The 19,642-nt window shown below is 60.7% G+C and carries 22 protein-coding genes and 2 tRNA genes; 9 read left to right on the top strand and 15 right to left on the bottom strand.

Annotation, left to right across the window (positions count from 1 at the left end; genetic code table 11):
• Window positions 1-220: 220 nt before the first annotated feature.
• From ATY78_RS00435 to ATY78_RS00420, 4 genes are all read left to right on the top strand, one after another.
• Window positions 221-1,351: an ATP-binding protein gene (locus tag ATY78_RS00435; RefSeq protein WP_245313454.1), complete on the top strand. Its 1,131-nt coding sequence runs from the start codon at window positions 221-223 to the stop codon at window positions 1,349-1,351.
• Window positions 1,317-1,988, top strand: coding sequence for a response regulator (locus ATY78_RS00430; RefSeq protein ID WP_088680386.1), 672 nt, complete (start codon window positions 1,317-1,319; stop codon window positions 1,986-1,988). The genes ATY78_RS00435 and ATY78_RS00430 overlap by 35 nt, the downstream gene beginning before the upstream one ends.
• A 78-nt stretch (window positions 1,989-2,066) precedes the next feature.
• Window positions 2,067-2,699, top strand: coding sequence for a helix-turn-helix domain-containing protein (locus ATY78_RS00425; RefSeq protein ID WP_088680385.1), 633 nt, complete (start codon window positions 2,067-2,069; stop codon window positions 2,697-2,699).
• Between the two features lie 43 nt (window positions 2,700-2,742).
• The gene (locus ATY78_RS00420; protein ID WP_245313453.1) at window positions 2,743-3,087 is read left to right on the top strand and encodes a hypothetical protein; all 345 of its coding nucleotides are present in this window, start codon (window positions 2,743-2,745) and stop codon (window positions 3,085-3,087) included.
• Window positions 3,088-3,237: 150 nt separating this feature from the next.
• Here ATY78_RS00420 and ATY78_RS00415 read toward each other — a convergent pair whose 3' ends face one another.
• The 3 genes from ATY78_RS00415 to ATY78_RS00405 form a co-directional block, all read right to left on the bottom strand.
• Window positions 3,238-5,355, bottom strand: a complete 2,118-nt coding sequence (locus tag ATY78_RS00415; protein ID WP_088680384.1) for a carboxy terminal-processing peptidase — start codon at window positions 5,353-5,355, stop codon at window positions 3,238-3,240.
• 331 nt (window positions 5,356-5,686) lie between these two features.
• Window positions 5,687-6,709, bottom strand: coding sequence for a class I SAM-dependent methyltransferase (locus tag ATY78_RS00410; protein ID WP_088680383.1), 1,023 nt, complete (start codon window positions 6,707-6,709; stop codon window positions 5,687-5,689).
• Window positions 6,710-6,853: 144 nt separating this feature from the next.
• Window positions 6,854-7,450, bottom strand: coding sequence for a TetR/AcrR family transcriptional regulator (locus ATY78_RS00405; protein WP_088680811.1), 597 nt, complete (start codon window positions 7,448-7,450; stop codon window positions 6,854-6,856).
• A 104-nt stretch (window positions 7,451-7,554) separates the two neighbouring features.
• On the opposite strand from ATY78_RS00405, the gene ATY78_RS00400 reads away from it, so the two are divergent.
• Window positions 7,555-8,598 (top strand): saccharopine dehydrogenase NADP-binding domain-containing protein, encoded by a 1,044-nt coding sequence (locus ATY78_RS00400; RefSeq protein ID WP_088680382.1) that lies wholly within the window; start codon window positions 7,555-7,557, stop codon window positions 8,596-8,598.
• A 40-nt stretch (window positions 8,599-8,638) separates the two neighbouring features.
• On the opposite strand, the gene ATY78_RS00395 is transcribed toward ATY78_RS00400, so the two are convergent.
• The 10 genes from ATY78_RS00395 to ATY78_RS00350 form a co-directional block, all read right to left on the bottom strand.
• Window positions 8,639-8,714 (bottom strand) — tRNA-Phe (locus ATY78_RS00395).
• Between the two features lie 179 nt (window positions 8,715-8,893).
• Window positions 8,894-9,106 (bottom strand): DNA gyrase inhibitor YacG, encoded by a 213-nt coding sequence (gene yacG / locus ATY78_RS00390; RefSeq protein ID WP_088680381.1) that lies wholly within the window; start codon window positions 9,104-9,106, stop codon window positions 8,894-8,896.
• Window positions 9,107-9,138: 32 nt separating this feature from the next.
• Window positions 9,139-9,759 (bottom strand): Maf-like protein, encoded by a 621-nt coding sequence (locus ATY78_RS00385; protein ID WP_064693731.1) that lies wholly within the window; start codon window positions 9,757-9,759, stop codon window positions 9,139-9,141.
• Window positions 9,760-9,814: 55 nt separating this feature from the next.
• A complete protein-coding gene (gene infA / locus ATY78_RS00380; protein ID WP_003545338.1) occupies window positions 9,815-10,033 on the bottom strand; it encodes a translation initiation factor IF-1 in 219 nt (72 codons plus the stop codon).
• 123 nt (window positions 10,034-10,156) lie between these two features.
• A complete protein-coding gene (locus ATY78_RS00375) occupies window positions 10,157-10,642 on the bottom strand; it encodes a low molecular weight phosphatase family protein (protein ID WP_190237359.1) in 486 nt (161 codons plus the stop codon).
• Window positions 10,639-11,112 carry a UPF0262 family protein gene (locus tag ATY78_RS00370; RefSeq protein ID WP_088680379.1) on the bottom strand — a complete coding sequence of 158 codons (474 nt, stop codon included), beginning with the start codon at window positions 11,110-11,112 and terminating at the stop codon, window positions 10,639-10,641. Before ATY78_RS00370 ends, ATY78_RS00375 begins: the two co-directional genes overlap by 4 nt.
• Window positions 11,113-11,116: 4 nt before the next feature.
• Window positions 11,117-12,415, bottom strand: a complete 1,299-nt coding sequence (hisD, locus tag ATY78_RS00365; protein WP_088680378.1) for a histidinol dehydrogenase — start codon at window positions 12,413-12,415, stop codon at window positions 11,117-11,119.
• A gap of 57 nt (window positions 12,416-12,472) precedes the next feature.
• Window positions 12,473-12,904 (bottom strand): DUF2948 family protein, encoded by a 432-nt coding sequence (locus ATY78_RS00360; RefSeq protein WP_088680377.1) that lies wholly within the window; start codon window positions 12,902-12,904, stop codon window positions 12,473-12,475.
• Window positions 12,905-13,108: 204 nt separating this feature from the next.
• Entirely contained in the window at window positions 13,109-14,401 is a 1,293-nt protein-coding gene (gene murA / locus ATY78_RS00355) for a UDP-N-acetylglucosamine 1-carboxyvinyltransferase (RefSeq protein WP_088680376.1), read from the bottom strand.
• 106 nt (window positions 14,402-14,507) lie between these two features.
• Window positions 14,508-14,702 carry a hypothetical protein gene (locus ATY78_RS00350; protein ID WP_088680375.1) on the bottom strand — a complete coding sequence of 65 codons (195 nt, stop codon included), beginning with the start codon at window positions 14,700-14,702 and terminating at the stop codon, window positions 14,508-14,510.
• A 154-nt stretch (window positions 14,703-14,856) separates the two neighbouring features.
• Between ATY78_RS00350 and ATY78_RS00345 the strand changes: the two genes are divergently transcribed.
• A tRNA-Thr gene (locus ATY78_RS00345) sits at window positions 14,857-14,931 on the top strand.
• Window positions 14,932-15,078: 147 nt separating this feature from the next.
• Here ATY78_RS00345 and ATY78_RS00340 read toward each other — a convergent pair.
• The gene (locus ATY78_RS00340; RefSeq protein ID WP_088680374.1) at window positions 15,079-15,978 is read right to left on the bottom strand and encodes a hypothetical protein; all 900 of its coding nucleotides are present in this window, start codon (window positions 15,976-15,978) and stop codon (window positions 15,079-15,081) included.
• A gap of 310 nt (window positions 15,979-16,288) precedes the next feature.
• Here ATY78_RS00340 and ATY78_RS00335 point away from each other — a divergent pair, with 310 nt between their 5' ends.
• Window positions 16,289-16,531, top strand: coding sequence for a DUF982 domain-containing protein (locus ATY78_RS00335; RefSeq protein ID WP_088680373.1), 243 nt, complete (start codon window positions 16,289-16,291; stop codon window positions 16,529-16,531).
• A 225-nt stretch (window positions 16,532-16,756) separates the two neighbouring features.
• Here the strand turns inward: ATY78_RS00335 and ATY78_RS00330 are convergent, their stop codons facing one another.
• Window positions 16,757-17,023: a hypothetical protein gene (locus tag ATY78_RS00330; protein ID WP_088680810.1), complete on the bottom strand. Its 267-nt coding sequence runs from the start codon at window positions 17,021-17,023 to the stop codon at window positions 16,757-16,759.
• Between the two features lie 162 nt (window positions 17,024-17,185).
• Here ATY78_RS00330 and ATY78_RS00325 point away from each other — a divergent pair, with 162 nt between their 5' ends.
• Complete coding sequence (locus ATY78_RS00325; RefSeq protein ID WP_088680809.1) at window positions 17,186-17,467, top strand: hypothetical protein; 282 nt, start codon at window positions 17,186-17,188, stop codon at window positions 17,465-17,467.
• Between the two features lie 97 nt (window positions 17,468-17,564).
• Window positions 17,565-19,625, top strand: a complete 2,061-nt coding sequence (locus ATY78_RS00320) for an ATP-dependent helicase (RefSeq protein ID WP_088680372.1) — start codon at window positions 17,565-17,567, stop codon at window positions 19,623-19,625.
• Window positions 19,626-19,642 lie beyond the last annotated feature (17 nt).

The following is a 19,642-nucleotide window of genomic DNA, read 5'->3' as shown; positions in this document are numbered from 1 at the left end:
GGAAGGGGATACCAATAGAGACTACGCGATACTACACGGACCCAACTTCCAAAGGTGATAATCTCAGGTCTTGTGAGAGGCAAAGCCCGTCGAGGGGCTGATTTTGTCTCAAAGGGCGGAGGAAACCATCGTGTCCATCAAGATGGAGGCGCCGCATGTTGCCGAATGTGATCGCGTTGCCTCAGACGTCGTGGGACGAACCTCGTTCACGGAAACTCGGATGCGCGAGGGGGATGTCGGACCGCGGATGGGCTGGATCCGGCAATTCTACCAACACCTTCCGGACGCCGTGTTCTTCATCACCGACCGCCACCGGATTTCCGCCTGCAACAGGGCTGCGGTGGCATTGTTCGGTTATCAGGAAGACGAATTGCTCGGCCAGGGTATCGACTTCGTCTGGCATCCGACGCCGAATGTTCAGTTGAGGGGACGCTGGGCGGACCGGGGAGCGGTGCGGGCCGGTGCGGCGATCACCAGGAGCGGCGTTCAGTTTCCGACCGCCCTGACGATCATCAGAGAGAAGGACGACGAAGGAGACTTCTCTGTGGTGATCTTCGAGGACTTCCGTACCGAACGCGAGACCTTGCAGCATGTGCAAGAGCTTCAGCGTGAGCTTGCCCGCCTCGCGAGAATAGTTGCGCTCGGGGAAATGACGTCGACGCTCGCTCACGAACTTTCCCAGCCGCTGTCGTCGATCGCCGCGTACTCGCAAGGCTGCGGGCGGCTCTTGATGAAGGATCGTCACCGCCACGGCGAAGAACTCAGTGAAGCCTTGTCGGAAATTACCCACCATGCCTTATGGGCTGGACAGATCGTCCAGAACATCAAGGAATTCGCCAAACGCGGCGCCGATGAGAGAAAAATAGAGGCGATGCACGCGCTGATCCATGAGGCGACGGCCTTCGCGCTCGCCGGATCGCAGCGAAAAGGCCTTTGTGCCGATTTCCAGCTCGAAGCGGAGCGGGACGTCGTGCTTGCCGACCGCGTCCAGATCGTGCAGGTGCTGACGAACCTCGTTCGCAACGCCGTAGAGGCTACCGACGGCGTCGCGCAGCCGCATATCACCATCTGCACCCGAACCGACGATCTCTCCCGTCTCATCGTCGACGTATCCGACAATGGCTGCGGAATTGCGGTCGACATCGAAGAGGCGCTGTTTCGCCCCTTCGTGACCAGCAAACCGCACGGCCTCGGCATGGGCCTGGCACTGTCCAAGCGCATCATCGAGGCGCATGGGGGGCGCATAAGCGCGCGCAATGGAATGGAAAGCGGTTCGATCCTTTCGTTTTCGCTTCCGCTGGTGGAGACCACGACCAATGGCGAACGACCTTACGATCCATCTCGTCGATGACGAGGAGTCGCCCAGGCGATCTTTGACGTTTCTGTTGGTGTCGGCAGGTTTCGCCGTTCGCGCCCATAGCTGCGCCAAAGCCTTCCTGGACCTGTTGCCGCTTTCGGGACGAAGCTGCCTGGTGACGGACCTGCGCATGCCCGAGGTCGACGGCATCGAATTGCTCCAGCGCCTGCGCCGTTTCAGACTGAACGTTCCGGCGATCGTCATTACCGGCCAGGGCGATGTTGCCGCCGCCGTTCAGGCAATGAAGGCAGGCGCATCCGATTTCCTCGAAAAGCCCGTCAGAGAAGAGGCGCTGATCGCGGCGATCAATGCGGCGGTGGGGCAGCGGCGCCCAGGCGGGACCATCGCCGATTCCGAAAGCGTTGCAGCACGGCTTCGCCAGCTGACGGAGCGCGAACACCAGGTTCTGGCCGGCGTACTGGATGGCTTGCAGAACAAGATGATCGCCTATCAGCTGGGCATCAGCGCGCGCACGGTCGAAGTTCACCGCGCCAATGTGATGGCGAAGATGGGCGCACGCAATCTGGCGGAACTCATGCGGATGGCGATCACCCTCGATACGGCAGTGCAGCCGGTTGAAACCGCCAAGGCCCTACCCGCCGGCAGTTCGATGCCTGCTCGGCTTCCGTAGCGATACTTAAGGGGTTTCTCGAATACCGGGGCAGGCAGCGATTGGTTATGTTGCGAGGCGGATTGGGGGGCGACGCATATGCTTCAACACCACGCGATCGTAAAGCACACGGCGGTTCCCGGCCGCCGCTACGGGACACCCAGGGATCAGTCGATCACGCTCAAGGCCAATGAGACGATCTACAGCGAAGGCGAACATGCATTTGCGATCTATCAGGTCGAAACGGGGGCAGTGCGGATTTATCGTCTGATGGCCAACGGACAGCGATACATCCTGTCATTTTGCGGCAAGGGCGAATGGTTCGGCCTTGAGACCGGCAATGTCCGGACCGACTTTGCGGAAGCCGTCTGCGAGGCGTCCATCAGGCCTTTTCGGACCAACCAGAACGCGGTCGTTCCTGTCGACCTTCTTCACATCGCGCTGACGAACCTCGCCAAGGCGCAGCACAAGCAGCTCGTCATCACCGAGCAAAGCGCGCTGAAGCGGGTCGCGGCCTTCGTTTGCGAAATGGCCGACCGTCATCCGGACGATCCGGAATTCGACATGATGATGTCGCGCAGCGATGTCGCCGACTATCTCGGACTGACCGTCGAGACCGTTGCCCGCTGCTTCACGAAACTCCGCGAAAAAGGCGTCCTTTGCCTGAACGGCAAGCTGCAGCGCGTCGTTCGCCTTCTGGACCGCGATGCACTCATCGCGCTCACCATTTAGCGGCCACGGATTGAAAAGCGATCGTGCAAAGAGGGGTTGAACAATGAGATATCTGTCCCGTCAAAGATCGAATGCAGCGGTCACAACATGCATTGCAGGCCTGCTGTCACTGGTAACCTTTTCACACGTCGTTCAGGCGCAGGACGATCCGTTCAAGCAATTTCCCCTGGTCATCCAGTGCAAGCACAATGAAACCTACCACACCTTCTACTTGTCGCGCATCTCACAGGATGGCACGGCAACCTATCAGGCATCCGAACGGATCGCCGGCACGATCACTCTCGACGGCAAGGCGAAGGCAATCGGCGATGAAGGCGGAGGCACCTGCGTCGGCAAGACCTTGGCGGAACTTCGCGCATCCCATCAAGCCTACGATCTGAAACGCTAGGTGTAATAGCGCTGATAGCTGTCAAAGGTCGCCAAGACGAAATGAAGTCGCTGACAGGATCTGAGGCCCCGGCTCGAGCCGGAGCCTCTTCAGGCCGCCGCGAAGGATATGATGACAAAGCTGCCCATACGATCGCTCCCGTCGGTATGACTATTTTCCGACCGTGTTTCCCGATTGTTTCGTGGCTGCCTCAAGACCGCTTTGCTGCATGTCCGTCTCGTCGGCGAGAATGGCGGCGGCTTCGTCCAGCAGCACGTCCTTTGCCTTCTTGCGGGCATTCTCGAGGGCAATATCGGCACTCAGGCTGCGCTCGCCTGCCTCCAGGCCATCATCTTCACCGGGATCTTCGCCCTCGCTTGCCTGCGCTCGAGCCTTGAACCGGTTCTCGCGAGCAGTCGCCTCCTTGCGACGTTCGGCTTCGTTCAGGGAGATGGTCCCTTTCTCGCGCTGCGCCTTCAGGTCGGCGATGTCTTCCAGCAGGCGCTGGAAATCCGGATCCTTTGCAACCCTGGCATCATGGCGGCTTTGCAATGCCGGCAGCAGCTTCGCGACGGTATCGGCCGGTGCATATTTCGCGGGCTTGATCTGCGCCCAAGGCAGGGCATTGTCGTAGCTGGTCTCGCCAAAGCTCGTTGGATCGGAAAGTCCCGGCAGGCTGATATCGGGCGTGACGCCATGCAGCTGCGTCGTCCCGCCGTTGACCCGGAAAAACTGGGCAATCGTTACTTTCAGCTCGCCGTATTCGGCTTTGCTGTTGTGAACCATCTGGTCAAGATCGACGACGGTTTGGACCGTACCCTTGCCGAAACTGGGTTCGCCGACGATCACTCCGCGACCGTAATCCTGGATTGCCGCGGCGAAAATCTCCGAAGCCGAAGCCGACCCGCGATTGATCAGGACAGCCATCGGGCCTGTCCAGACGGGCGCTGCAAAATCGGCGCTCTTGACCTCGATCTTGCCGCCGCTGCCACGTTGCTGAACGACCGGGCCATTGCCGATGAAGAGACCGGTCAAATCGATCGCCTCGTCCAGCGAACCGCCGCCATTGTTGCGAAGGTCGATGAGAACGCTGTCGACCTTTTCGTCCTTCAGTTCGCCGAGAAGCTTGGCGACATCGCGGCTTGCACTCTTGTAGTCCTTGTCTCCGTTGCCCTTGGCTTCAAAATCCTCATAGAAGACCGGCAGGGTGATCACGCCGATTTTGCGTGTCGCGTCGCCCGCCTTCACCGAAAGTACGGTCTTTCTGGCAGCCTGCTTGTCGAGGCTGATCTTATCGCGCACCAGGTTGACGACGCGATGGGTGGCATCTGCTCCGGCATCGGCCGGCAGGATGTCCAGACGCACGACGGAGCCCTTTTTCCCGCGGATCATCTGCACGACTTCATCGAGGCGTGTGCCCACCACCTCCTTGATCGGCCCATCCTTGCCTTGGCCAACGCCGGTAATGCGGTCTCCGACCGCAAGCTTGCCGGACAGCTGCGCCGGCCCGCCGGGCACGAGTTCGCGGATCGTCGTGTAGTCGTCGCGCTCCTGCAGCACCGCGCCGATGCCGAAGAGCGAAAGCTTCATCGAAACGTTGAAATCGGCCGAAGCGGCCGCGCCGAAATAGTCGGTGTGCGGATCGATCGACGTTGCATAGGCGTCCATGAACGACTGGAAAACGTCGTCGCTTTTGAACTTGTAAGCACGCTCGAGGGTGTTTTCGTAACGTTTGTCGAGCGTTTCGCGAATGGCCGCGTCGTCTCTGCCGCCGAGCTTCAGCCGCAACCAGTCGCTTTTGACGCGCTTGCGCCAAAGCTCGTTGCTCTCGGCTTCCGACTGCGGCCACGGCGCCTTATCGCGCAGCACGGAATAGTCTTCCTGCACACTGAAATCGAAGCCCTGCTTGAGCAGGCCGCGTGCGTAGTTCATGCGGTCGACGACACGCCGGTCATAGGCGTTGAAGATTGCAAACGGGATCTTCAAGTCCTGCCGCTCGACGGCATCGTCGATCTCGCTGCGGTCGGACATGAACTTGTCGATATCGGCCTGCAGGAAGAGCATGCGGTCCGGATCGAGCGATTTGATGAACTGATCCATGATCCTGCCCGACAGGGCGTCGTCGAGCGGAACGGGCTTGTAGCTATATCGCGAGAGAAATTGTGCGCTCAACTCAGCGGCTTGCGCCTGTCGCTTCAGCGGCGCCAAAACAGGCGGTGCCGCAACCTCAGCATAGGCAGTCTGTGCAATTGCAAGAAATGCACCGAGAAAAACGTAGGCTATGCGCATTCAGTGTCGATCCAATTGATAGTGCCGATTTGTCGATGGAAGACTAGGTGAGACAATTATGGTTTTTTGGCAAGCAGATGGATCATCTATGCCAATTCTTTCCCTTCTCATTGGCGGCAATGTTGAAAATCTGTAGATCGCCAGCCTCGATGGATCACAAACCTGCGACCATGCAGCCTCATGAGATCAGACAGCGCCGCGTCAAGCAAGTGCGGTGATTGTTTCGGCTGCTGGACGATCAATCGGACGGCCGCGCGCGGCGCATCAGGCGGAACAGGACAGGCGCTCCCAGAATAACCACCAGGATGCGCGTCAGGCGACGGTCGACCGGCTATTCAAAAAGAATGAGGCTTGCCGGAGTTGGCGGCATCGGTTTGATCGTGACACCGGCAAGGCCGGCCTGTTTTGCCATCTCAGTCAGCTCACTTTGCGTATAAGCCTGGCCCGCGGGGGTGCTGGCGAGCATCTCCCAGGAGAACGCCGCGGGAAAAGGCGGTGACACGCCATCTTCGTTCGGCACGAAATCGACCGCGACGATCCGACCACCCTCTGCAAGACTTGCGATGACCTTTCGCAACAGCTGGGCACAGGTCGGCAAATCGAAGTGATGCAGAAAATTCGGAAGCAGGACGAGATCGTAGCCCGTGCCCCACTCCACATCGAAGGCGCTGCCGGCGATCGTCCGGTACCGGTCAGCCACGCCGGCTTTTTCCGCATTCTGCCGCGACAGCTCCAGCACGGCGGCCCAGTCGACGGCGACGATCTCCGCCGATGGAAAGGCCTTCGCAATTTCGATCCCGAAAACACCGGGGCCTGAAGCGATGTCCAAAACCTTTTTGAGAGGCTTCGACCAACCGGAGATTTCGCCAGCCAATATCCTGGCGCTGAGACCGGTAAAGGAGCCCATGCCGCGCGCAAACTTCAACCAGACTGGGTTGTCTGCCGACATGTTCGCAAGCCCGGCCGAGCCGCCGTTCCGCACGACGGCGGCCGGATCACGCAGAAAATTATCCAACATTTCAGGCGCGGCGACGAACTCGACGGCAGAGCCCATATAGGCCGGCGAATTGCGATCGAGGAACATCCTGGTCGAGGGCGTCATTCGGTACTGTCCGCTCTCCTTTGTCAGGAAACCATGCACCACGAGGTAGTCGCACAGGATGCGCACCCCACGCTCCGAGGCACCCGTCGCCGACGCCAACAATGCTGCCGTTTTGCCCTCGCCGACATGCGTAAAGAGATCGAGCTCGATGGCCGCCCTCATCGCCGCCGTCTTTCGGCATGCAAAAAGCGCATCGACCACGAGTTCAGGCGACACGACGCCAGCATGGGCGTCCTCGACGAATGTTTCCATGGGACTCTCCAGAGCGCTCGCCGATCTTGCCCGGCAGCGCCAGCCGCAAAATTATGCGTATATTCGCATGATCTACAATACTTACCGCGCTAACCCTATCGGATGCGTGATGGTGGAGCTGTCCTGCTAGGCAAACAAATCTAACTAGCTGCTGCTGGCGGCGATCATCGCATGGGCGGCATCGCGGAGCAAACCGGTTGCCTCGCCGGGTTCAAAAAGCTGCATGCTGACAAATGCGCCATTGATCAGCACCGCGAGTTGGCCGGCGAGCCGGTCAGGTGCGGCAACCGCCAGCCTCTCGGCTATGATCCTCAGGCGCCGCCTCATCTCACACATGTGGGTCTCTGCGACCTTGCGCGCGGGATGATCGGCTTCGGGGAACTCGGCCGCAGTGTTGATTTGCGGGCAGCCACGGTAGTTTTCCCGCCCGACCCTTTCGCCGATCCACTCGAAATGAGCGTCGAGTTCGGCCAATGCATCGTCCGGATACTGCTCCGTCACCCGGTCCCAGGTACTCCAGAAATCCAGGTCCTCACGCTTGAGGAACGCCGCGATCAGATCGTCCTTGGTGCCGAAATGGCGGTAGAGGCTGGTCTTGGCGACACCGGATTTTTCCACCACGAGATCGACGCCGACGGCACGCACACCGCGCCGATAGAAGAGTTCCGATGCCGTTTCGAGAATCCTGTCGCGGACCTCGTTGGTGCCGGTGGCAGGGGCGTTGGCTGTATTTTTTGGCATATCGATATCTCCGAATTCCGCCACCATAACAGAAAGCCGATTGACACGCTACAGACCTGTATGTTTTATTAGCTACAGACAGGTCTGTATCGGAGGAAAGAGCAATGACCATTGATGAAGCAGTTGACACCACGACATCTCGGGCCGTAGCGGTCCTGGGCGCAAACGGCCATACCGGACGTTTTGTCGTTGCCGAACTCTTGCGGCGCGGGCTCAAGCCTATCGCGATTGGACGGAGTGCCAAGCGGCTGGCGGAAGCGGGCTTTCCGGAACGCGGCGTCGAATGCCGTGAAGCTGCGGTGGAGGATGACGCGGCTCTGGACGGGGCGCTCGCCGGGGCGGCGGCGGTCATCAACTGCGCCGGGCCGTTCATGGACACGGCCGACGCGGTGGTGCGTGCCGCGTTGCGGGCGGGCATTCATTATCTCGACGTGACGGCCGAGCAGCCGAGCGTACAGGCGACGTTGGACCGTCACGAGGCTGCGGCCGGAAAAGCGGGCGTGGCCGTCATCCCGGCGATGGGATTTTACGGCGGACTGGCCGACCTGCTGGTCGCCGCTGCCATGGATGAGTGGGATCGTGCCGACACCATCGAAATCCGCGTTGCGCTCGATAGCTGGCTTCCCACAAAAGGCACGCGCGTGACCGGCGAAAAGAACACCGCTCGGCGCCTCGCCGTCAGTGGCGGCCAGTTGGAGCCGGTGCATCAGCCGCCGGCCGAGAGGGCATTCATCTTGCCGGCTCCGTTCGGCCGGCAGACATTCGTCGAGCTTCCCTTTTCGGAAGTGCCGCTGATCGCCCGCCATGTCCGGACCAGGGAGCTCCACACCTTTCTCAGCACGACAGCCCTGCGGGATGTTCGCGATCCGTCAACACCCACGCCGCAGGCCGTCGATGAAACCGGCCGTTCGGCGCAGCGCTTCGCCGTGGAGGTAATCGTCACGCAAGGCGACATGCGCCGCCGGATCGTGGCACAGGGCCAGGACATCTACGCCGTCACGGCGCCCATCATCTGCGAAGCGGTCCAGCGTATTCTGTCAAGCGACATCCGTGATACCGGTGCAAAGCCGCCGGCTGCGATTTTCAATGCCGCGAGCTTCCTGCGAGCACTCGCCCCGCACCTGTCGGTCGAGAGCGCAGAAATCTAAATGTAACTGGATACGCTGGATTCCAGGAAAGTCAGGAGACTGGTGCCCAGGACCGGAATCGAACCAGTGACACGCGGATTTTCAATCCGCTGCTCTACCAACTGAGCTACCTGGGCTAACCTGCTTCTTTATGGTGTCTTTCAGAAAAAGAACCGTGGGGCCTTGGTTCGCCCCGGAAGCGAGCGGGGTTATAGCATCTTGTTCGGCCATGGCAAGCGTCAAATGACTCTTTTTTGACGGTCTTGCCGGTTTTGCGGATTCATGTGGAAAAATAAGAGCTTCGCCGGCGGAATATCTAGTTTTCCTCGTCCGGATAATCGGCCTTCGTCTCGTCGTCGGCCACCGGGATGGCATAGGAGCCGGTCAGCCAGCGGGAGAGATCGACCTCGCGGCAGCGGTTGGAGCAGAAGGGGTAATGTTCGCGGCTGGAGGGTTTGCCGCATTCGGGGCATGGGCGCGTCTTGCGCAGCGGTTCGACCTTGGCGGCTGCTTTCTTGTCTTCAGGCATATCGGTCCGTCCTATGGAATCGGCCGTCGGGCTCAGCCTTCGGGCCACCGGCTATGCACGTCGAAGCCTTCGCCGGTCAGAAGCAGAATGGTTTCATAAAGCGGCAGGCCGACGACATTGGTGTAGGAGCCCACCATCTTCTGCACGAAAGTGCCGGCGAGGCCCTGGATGCCGTAGGCGCCCGCCTTGCCGCGCCACTGGCCCGAGGCGAGGTAATTCTCGATCTCGAAGCCGGAAAGCCGCTTGAAGCGCACCTTGGTCTCGACGATCTTCTGGCGGATCTTGCGATCGGGCGTCACCAGGCAAACGCCGGTATAGACGAGATGGTTGCGTCCCGACAGGAGATGCAGCGAACTCAAGGCCTCGTCGGCGAACTCGGCCTTGCCGAGAATGCGCCGGCCGACGGCGACCACCGTATCTGCAGACAGGATATAGCTGCCCTTCCAGGTGATATCGCCCTTGATGGCGGCAAGTGCCGCTTCGGCCTTCTCGGCCGAAAGCCGGCGCGCAAGCGAGCGCGGATGCTCCGACTTCTTCGGCGTCTCGTCGATATCCATCGGCATCAGGCGCGAGGGCTCGATGCCGGCCTGATTGAGCAGATCGACGCGACGGGGCGAGCCTGAGGCCAGAATGAGCTTGTATTTCAGCGCCATGGAACCTCGACCATCGGCAGACGGGAGAAAAACCCCTGCGGGACCTTGGGCAAGCCTATTTGAAACGGTAGGTGATGCGGCCCTTGGTCAGATCGTAGGGCGTCATTTCCACAAGCACCTTGTCGCCGGCGAGGACGCGGATGCGGTTCTTGCGCATGCGGCCGGCGGTGTGGGCGATGATCTCGTGCTCGTTTTCAAGCTTCACGCGGAACGTCGCGTTCGGCAGAAGTTCGGTAACGATACCCGGGAATTCGAGGACTTCTTCTTTAGGCATATAGTGGTTTTCTTCCTGTGGGTTGAATAGGCAGCGCAACGCGCGCCTTTAAAATTTGGGCGGAAACTACACAATCAACAGAGGTTTGTGAACCTTGTTGATCGGGCTTTCCTTCATTTGTTTTCATGCCGATTGAGCGGCAATGCCTTTCCTTTTGAGCAGCCGGCTTTCGATGAGGCCGATCAGATGATTGCGGACCTCGCGGTAACTCTCCAGAATCTGCTCGCGCGTTCCCGTGACGACCGTCGGATCCATGGTCGGCCAGTAGACGACGTCGATCGCATTCGACCGCGTCAGCTCGAGCGCCGCGTGATGGGCCTGCGGCGAAAGCGTGATGATCAGATCGAAATAATCGTCCTCGAGCTCTTCCAGCGTCTGCGGCTGGCGGCGCCCGAGGGAAAGCCCGATCTCATCGAGCACGACATCCACGAAGGGATCGCGCTCGCCGGCGCGAACACCGGCGGAACGTATATAGGTGTTGGCCGGCAGAATGCTACGGGCGATCACCTCGGCCATCGGGGAGCGGATGGCGTTCATCCCGCACATGAAGAGGATGGCGCCCGGCCGTTTTCCGTCCTCAATGTCGGCGGCGAGCTCCATTGTCGTCATCCGCGCCAGTAGAGCACGCAGACCAGCGTGAAAAGCCGCCGGGCGGTGTCGAAATCGACCTCGATCTTGCCGGCCAGCCTGTCCTTCAGCGTCTGCGAACCTTCATTGTGGATGCCGCGCCGGCCCATGTCGATCGCCTCGATGCGGCTCGGCGTGGCCGAACGGATCGCTTCGTAATAGCTCTCGCAGATCATGAAGTAGTCCTTGACGATGCGCCGGAAGGGCGTCAGCGACAGGATATGGGTGGCGACCGCGCCGCCCTCTTCGGTGGTGATGGCGAAAACCAGCTTCGAATCGGCCAGCGAGATGTTCAGCCGGTAGGGTCCGCCGGCATGGCCGAGCGGCGCAAAGCTGTTCTCCTCGATCAGGTCGAAGATGGCGACGGCGCGTTCATGCTCGACATCCGGCGTCGAACGGCCGATCGTATCGTCCAGGACGACGTCGCAAAGCCGGAAATCGCCCTTCGCCATGCCCTCACCTTTCGAGGTTGAGGCGGATCGCAACCGACCGCGCATGGGCATCGAGGCCTTCGGAGACGGCCAGCGCGATCGCCGCCGGGCCGAGGTCCCGCAGTTGCTGCGGGCCGAGGCGCAGGATCGAGGTGCGCTTGACGAAATCGAGCACTGACAGGCCCGACGAGAAGCGCGCCGAGCGCGCCGTCGGCAGCACATGGTTCGAACCGCCGACATAATCGCCGATCACTTCGGGCGTATGAGCGCCGATGAAGATCGCGCCGGCATTGCGGATGCCGTCGAGCAGCCGGTCCGGATCGGCGACCGCAAGCTCCAGATGTTCGGCGGCAATGCGGTTTGCCAGCGGGACGGCCTGTTTCAAATCGGAAACGAGGATGACCGCGCCGAAATCGCGCCAGCTCGTCGCGGCCGTCTCGGCGCGATTGAGCGTCTTCAACTGGCGTTCGACCGCCTGTTCCACCGCCTTGCCGAATTCGGCATCGTCGGTGATGAGGATCGCCTGGGCGCTGACATCGTGCTCGGCCTGGGCCAGGAGGTCGGCGGCGATCCAATCGGGATTGTTGTCCTTGTCGGCGATGACGAGCACTTCGGAGGGGCCGGCGATCATGTCGATGCCGACGGTGCCGAAGACGTGGCGCTTGGCGGCGGCGACATAGGCATTGCCGGGGCCGGTGATCTTGGCGACCGGTGTGATCGTCTCGGTGCCATAGGCAAGAGCCGCGATCGCCTGGGCGCCACCGACACGATAGATCTCGGTCACACCCACGAGTTTGGCGGCAGCCAGAACCGCCGGGTTGACGGCGCCGCCGGTGGCGGGAACGGCAATGACGATGCGCTCGACGCCGGCGACCTTGGCCGGCACCGCATTCATCAGCACCGAGCTCGGATAACTCGCGGTGCCGCCGGGAACATAGAGGCCGACGGCCTCGATCGCCGTCCAGCGCGAGCCGAGGCCGACGCCCATGTCGTCCTCGTAGATATCGTCCTTCGGCAATTGCCGGCGATGGTGGGATTCGATGCGAAGCGCCGCAAGCTTCAGCGCGCCCAGCACTTCGGCAGGCACCGCATCGATCGCCGCGTCGAACTCTTCCGGCGTGACGCGCATCGGGACTTTTGCGAAGTCGATGCCGTCGAATTTCAGAGAATATTCGGCGAGCGCCACATCGCCCCGCGCCCTGACATCATCGATGATGGCGCGCACGACGGTATTCACGTCTTCGGAAACTTCGCGCTTCGTCGTCAGAAAGGCGGCAAAATGCTGCTCGAAACCTTCCGATGCGTGATCCAGCCAGATTGCCAAGACCGATATTCCTTCTCAACTCGAAATCGCGATGTTCAAACGTCAGGCGCCAGTATTTCAGGGATGGCGAGGCTTCGACGTCGCCGCCCAGGCGCCGCCGATATCGGCCATCTGGACCTCGATGCATTCGACATCGAGCGCGATCGAGGCCGTGCCCGACAGCGACAGCTCGATCGTACCGTCAGGCCCCTCGCCCTTCTTTTCGAAGCGCAGCGCAAGCAGCGAAAGCACCTCGTCGCGCTTGCCGCGATCGATGCCGAGCGAACGGACGGCAAGCACGCGCTTGAAGACCAAGGCAGCCCGGCGGCGCTCGAAACCCTTGCGCTTGCGCTCGGCACCTTCCCAGACGAAACGATTGGCGGCAAGGGCGAACTGCGCGTCACGCGGCGACCAGTCGATATCGCCGACCTTGAAGACACTGTCCTGCACATGCGCGGAAATGATCGCGAGGTCCTCGTCATCGAGCGCAACAAGCTTCAGGTCGGTCATTCGGCCTCATCCCCGGAGCATGATGCCGAAAAGTGTGAGCGGTTTTCGGACAACATCATGCTCTTACCAATCATTTAGAACAGGATTCGGATTCCAGGCCCACCCGGCCTGGAAACATCCTGTTCTGGCACCGCCGAAATGGCGATGCGTCAGACAAGGGAAATAAGATGCTGCGATCAATTACGCAACCGGGATGAAGGCCGCTTACTCGCTGATGCGCTCGACGACGGCGCCGCAGCGGGTCAGCTTCTCCTCGAGCCGCTCGAAACCGCGGTCGAGGTGGTAGACGCGCGAGACGGTGGTTTCGCCCTCGGCGGCAAGGCCGGCGATGACGAGCGAAACGGAGGCGCGCAGATCGGTCGCCATGACAGGGGCGCCGCGCAGGCGCTGGACACCCTCGATCTTCGCCGTCTGGCCGGAGAGCGAGATCCTGGCGCCGAGGCGGGCAAGCTCCTGCACGTGCATGAAACGGTTTTCGAAGATGGTCTCGGTGACATGCGAAATGCCCGAGGAGCGGGTCATCAGCGCCATGAACTGCGCCTGCAGATCCGTGGGGAAGCCCGGGAAGGGATCGGTGACGATATCGACCGGCTTGATGCCGGCGCCGTTGCGCTTGATGCGCATGCCGTTATTGGTCGCGGAGATGTCCGCGCCGGCGCGGCGGAGCGTTTCCAGCGCCGTTTCGAGCAGCGCCACATCGGTATTTTCGAGCACGACGTCGCCGCCGGCCATGGCGACGGCCATCGCGTAGGTGCCGGTCTCGATGCGGTCCGGCAGGACGCGGTGGCGGGCGCCGGAGAGCGAGGTGACGCCTTCGATGGTGATGGTCGCAGTCCCCGCGCCCGATATCTTGGCGCCCATGGCATTCAGGCAGTTGGCGAGGTCGACGACCTCGGGCTCGCGGGCGGCGTTGCCGATGACGGTCGTGCCGCGGGCAAGCGTCGCGGCCATCATCATCACATGGGTGGCGCCGACGGAAACCTTCGGGAAGGTGTAGCGCGCGCCGATCAGGCCGCCGGCGGGCGCCTTGGCGTTGATATAACCGGCTTCGATCTCCATGCTCGCGCCGAGCGCCGTCAGGCCTTCGATGAAGAGATCGACCGGACGCGTGCCGATGGCGCAGCCGCCCGGCAGCGACACGCGGCAATGGCCTTCGCGCGCGAGCAGCGGCCCGATGACCCAGAAGGAGGCGCGCATCTTCGAGACCAGTTCATAGGAAGCCGTGGTATCGACGATAGTGCGGCAGGTGAAATGGATCGTGCGGGCGTAGGAATCCTCCTGGCGCTCGCGGCGGCCGTTGACGGCGACGTCGACGCCATGATTGCCAAGGATGCGCATCAGCAGCTCGACATCGGCCAGATGCGGCACGTTTTCGAGCGTCAGCGTATCGCTGGTCAGAAGCGAGGCGATCATCAGCGGCAGTGCGGCATTCTTGGCGCCGGAAATCGGGATGATGCCATTCAGCTCATTACCGCCGACAATTCTGATACGATCCATGTGCGCTTACGGGCCGCGCCCGCCTTTCTGAAAGTTCTGCCTTGAAAGAAGGAGTGGAGTGTTTAGGGGATTTCTTGAGACGCTTCAATTCGCGACGGACGGAACATTACGATTCGTCCATTTTTGCGGCGGGCAGCCCATTTGTCTCGTCGGCCTGGCCGGAACGGCGGGCGCGCACCTGCTGTTTGCGCCGCCCCAGATTTTCCCGAAGCTTTTCGGCGGCGCGCTCGCGGCGCAGTTTCGCCTGCGCCTCGAGGGCCTCTTTGCGGCTCTTCTGGCCGGTTTCGGTCTTTTCGTTCATGCACCAGGATTAGCCGAATTCGCGCCGATCCAAAAGTCCCTTGCCTCTCAATCCACGCGAAGTTGGAATTTGCGGCTTGCGCTTGTCGTCAAGCTGTGGCAATAGCCGCCCCGTTCCCGCAATTGAGCCGCCCGGCTCCACGGGTCCTGGTCCTGCTGCCGTAGCTCAGTGGTAGAGCACACCCTTGGTAAGGGTGAGGTCGGTGGTTCAATCCCACTCGGCAGCACCAGTTTTTCCCAAAGAAATCAGTACGATATGGCAGGGCACACGCTCTTATTCCCTGCGCAACCCAGCACGAAAACGCAGAACCGGCCGCGCATTTATCGGGCCAGTGCCCTCGAAGTCCAGCTAGAAGTCCCTTTTTTGACCGCAGCGGCTACGGTCCCGCCACAGTAGTGCGCTTAAGGAAATAGCCGACGGCCGCTGCGACGAGCCCGTAAATGAGCAAAAACCCGACGACAACAGTAAAATGGCCTTTCTCATCAAAATCAAAAGCAGCGTTGGCGATGTAGTTGAAAAGTCGGAAAACAAGAAAGCTAAAAATGCCAACTGCCAAGATTGGCTTCCAGTTTCGGAGACGGCGCTCAATGATACCGCTACCGGCCACCAGCGTAGCACCAAATGCTAGTGGACAGAGAAAAAATATTAACTTTGCCCAATAGTAAGAAGGTTCAACCCAAACAAGCGGAGAGAATGTCAAGGCTGCCATCAAGTGTGCGTCCAGGCCCACAAGAAAAAAGAGAACACTTCTCCACGAAAATAGCTGGCCCGCCACTGCGAACGCCATTGAAAAACAGATGGAGAACACAATTGGGCTTAAAATTATATAATATGGCGAGGTTGTATCCAGAAGATAAATCGTCGCGCTTATAATCCCCGCTACAGTACCAAAAAGAAGGAAAAGAGGCATCTGACCAACGTCCAGAATCGTAGACGGTCTAAAGCTCAACCGAATTTCATCTGTTCGTAATTTCGGATTCGTTGGCGCGCCGCTGATCGAATGATCCAAGCCACCTTGACGTGAAGGCAAGCTTTTAGACTTACTTTCGGTTCTCGAAGAAGGCGTTTTGATCGGAATCGGCCTATGATAGTTCGGTCGCAACTCGAACCCTTTCATATCGAGCTTAACTGACTTCAACTCTGGAGCTGCGAAGAGCAATGCTCCAGCGAGCGCTATCCATCCGATAGAAAGCCCTAAATCTTTCCCGAGAACCATAGCGGCGATAGCCAATAGAAACAGCGCAATGCCGGCGACCAACAATCGAAATTGCCCCATTTGTCCGCTTCCATCGTTAGTAGGCAAAGGATTGTACTCGCGAAGACTAAATATTAGTAGACTCCCATGCGGGAAAGTTGAAACATCGTTGGATACAATTGATGCCCGGCGCCATACAATTTATTTGCGATTGATAAAATTCCTCTTGGCGTGCATGTGTGCGCAAGCTGACATTTCGCCTCATCAGCAACGAACGATTCACCATTGTTGCTAACAAAAATCACGCTAGAATGCCCGTTATGGCGGCGTCTCCCGGAGGAATAAGGAGATGTTGCACACTGTTTCTGTCGAAAACCCTGGAGGAGCATCGATGGCAACTGAACGATGGAACAGTCCGGTCACGGTCGGTTTCGAAGGCGCTGACCAGCGCACGGTCAACGGGCCGTTCGATGCGCTGAAATGCCTGGCGGATCTCTGGCCGAGTTCGCGCGGGCTTCGTTACATCAAGGCCCGCAGCACCTGCCGGGCAGCGCTCGACGGGCGCAAGAGCGTGGAAGAGGCGAGAGCCGAATTCCTGGCGGCGGCCGAAGAGGCGAAGCTGAAGCTGCATTAGTGGCTTGATGAAATTTCGGCTCCTTGCCGATAAAGCGTGCCGGAACGATACGATGCGTTGATTTTCACTTAACCCTGCATCGAATTTGTGCCGGGTTTTGGCGCAAGAGGCGTTGCGTCCGGTGCAATGGCTTCAATAGAAGACGTCCAGCCATCATGATGATGGTCAGAGGCTCGTTACCTCTGCGGGAACGCAGGCGAGCCTCGTCCGAGCAGGCCCATATGCTCAGCAGGCCGAGCCGCCTTCACTTTCCACCTCGACATAACCGACACCGATGATCGTACCGTCCGCCGTGCGGATGAAAGAGGGAAGATAGTGAGGCTCTACCGGCTCACAGGCGGCCGTGCCGGTATAGTCGTTGAGGGCGATCTGGTCCTTCGGCAGAGCCGAATAGTCCGTGCCGGCCGTTTCCAGCGAGGCGTAGGCGGAGCCTGCAAAGACGCCGCAACCCAATATCAGGGTCGTTGCCCAGAGGCGAAGAAGCAACTGCATGATGGTCTCCAGCGTTTCGATCCGGCATGTCAACACCTCAGGCGGCGTTTTGGTTCCCTTCTCCGGCGCGCGAGCGATATAGCCGCAGACAGCAATGCTGCGGCCCTTGGCGGGAGCCGCGGCAGTTTCCATATTTGTAGCAATCGAAGAGGGATGACGACGATGAAAGCGCTTCTGCCCGCCCGCTTCTCTGGGGCATTGTTTGCCGGAGCATTGCTGGCCGGCTGCTCCTCGGCCGATACGCCGCCGCTCGACCCCATTCCCGGCAGCATCACCTATGGCGGCCAGCCGCGGACGAAGCTCACCAAGTCGCCGGTCGGCAGCGCCGTCCATCACCAATTCTACAACGGGACGGGCCAGCGGGTGGAAGAAACCTATATCCTCCAGCCGGATCGCAGCCTGAAACTGGTGCGGCGCGTGATCGGCCCGGATTTCCCCGATTGAGGTCGTCGCGCCGCTTGACAGAGGCGGCAATCGCGAACATTCAAGGAACATCTAATCTTTCCCCAGTGATTCTGCGGGAGCCCGACCGGACGGCTGGATGTACCTCGAAAAGCTCAATCCCCAGCAGCGCATGGCCGTGGAACACGGCACGCTCACCGACGGCATCCATATTGCCGGGCCGCTGCTGGTCATCGCCGGCGCAGGCTCCGGCAAGACGAATACGCTGGCGCATCGGGTCGCCCATCTGATCGTCAAGGGCGCCGACCCCCGCCGTATCCTGCTGATGACCTTCTCGCGCCGGGCGGCGGCCGAGATGGCGCGGCGCGTCGAGCGCATCTGCCGCGACGTGCTGGGTTCGAATGCCGGCGTCATGGCGGATGCGTTATCCTGGTCCGGCACCTTTCACGGGATCGGCGCGCGGCTGCTGCGCGATTATGCGCAACAGATTGGCCTAGATGCCGATTTCACCATCCACGATCGCGAAGACAGCGCCGACCTGATGAACCTCATCCGGCACGACCTCGGCTTCTCGAAGACGGAAAACCGCTTTCCGGCCAAAGGCACCTGCCTTGCCATTTATTCCAGGGCGGTGAATTCGGAAACCGCGCTCGACCTCGTGCTGCGCGATGCCTTTCCCTGGTGCGCGGCCTGGGAGAAACAGCTGCGCGAGCTTTTCGCTAGATATGTCGAGGCGAAGCAGGCTCAGAACGTGCTCGATTACGACGACCTGCTGCTCTACTGGGCGCAGATGGTCGGCGAGAGCGTAATCGCCGAGGACATCGGCAGCCGTTTCGACCATGTGCTCGTCGACGAATATCAGGATACCAACCGGCTGCAGGCCTCGATCCTGCTGGCGCTGAAACCGGAGGGCCGGGGCTTGACCGTCGTCGGCGACGACGCGCAGTCGATCTATTCCTTCCGTGCCGCGACGGTGCGCAATATCCTCGATTTTCCCGCCGCCTTCAGCCCGGCGGCCAATATCGTCACGCTCGACCGCAACTACCGCTCGACGCAGCCGATCCTGGCGGCGGCCAACGCCGTCATCGATCTCGCCTCGGAGCGCTTCACCAAGAACCTCTGGACCGAGCGGCAATCATCCGAGCGGCCACGCCTCGTCACCGTGCGGGATGAAGCCGAGCAGGCGCGCTATGTCGCCGACAAGGTGCTCGACAATCGCGAGGAAGGCCTCAAGCTGAAGCAGCAGGCCGTGTTGTTCCGGGCTTCTCACCACAGCGGGCCGCTGGAGGTCGAATTGACCCGGCGCAACATTCCCTTCGTCAAGTTCGGCGGGTTGAAATTTCTCGACAGCGCGCATGTCAAGGACATGCTGGCCGCCCTTCGTTTCGCGCAGAACCCGCGCGACCGGGTGGCGGGCTTCCGGCTGATGCAGATCCTGCCGGGCGTCGGGCCGTCGACGGCGCAGAAGGCGCTCGACCTGATGGCCGAGGATGCAAGCCCGCTGTCGGCTCTTGCCGCCATGCCGGCACCGCCGCGTTCCGGCGAGGATTGGACCGCCTTCGTTTCGATGCTGCAGGAGATGAAATCCGGCAAGGCCGGCTGGCCGGCGGAAATCGAGCTGGCGCGGCAATGGTACGCGCCGCATCTGGAACGCCTTCACGAGGATGCTGCAACGCGGCAGGCCGATTTGTTGCAGCTCGAGCAGATCGCCGGCGGTTATGCCTCGCGTGAGCGTTTCCTTACCGAACTCACGCTCGATCCGCCGGATGCGACGAGCGATCAGGCGGGCGTGCCGCTGCTCGATGAGGACTATCTCATCCTTTCCACAATCCATTCGGCCAAGGGCCAGGAATGGACCAGGGTCTTCATGCTGAATGTCGTCGACGGCTGCATTCCGAACGATCTCGCCGTCGGCACCACTGCCGAAATCGAGGAGGAACGCCGCCTGCTCTACGTCGCGATGACGAGGGCGAGAGATGGGCTCGATCTCGTGGTGCCGCAACGTTTCTTCACCTACGGGCAGAACGCCCAGGGCGACCGGCACGTCTATGCCTCGCGCAGCCGCTTCATCCCGGCGACGCTGCTTCAGTTCTTCGAGGCCTGCAGCTGGCCGCAGGTGAAATCGGAATCCGCCGCTCAGGCGCAGGCGCGGCAGGTGCGCATCGATGTCGGCGCCCGCATGCGTGGGATGTGGCGATAAAGCGCGCCGCATGGCTC

The sequence above is a fragment of the Rhizobium sp. R635 genome (assembly GCF_002211285.1).
Taxonomy (GTDB): Bacteria; Pseudomonadota; Alphaproteobacteria; order Rhizobiales; family Rhizobiaceae; genus Rhizobium.
Note: the sequence above shows the minus strand (reverse complement) of the source record. Positions and strands in the feature narration are given on the sequence as shown.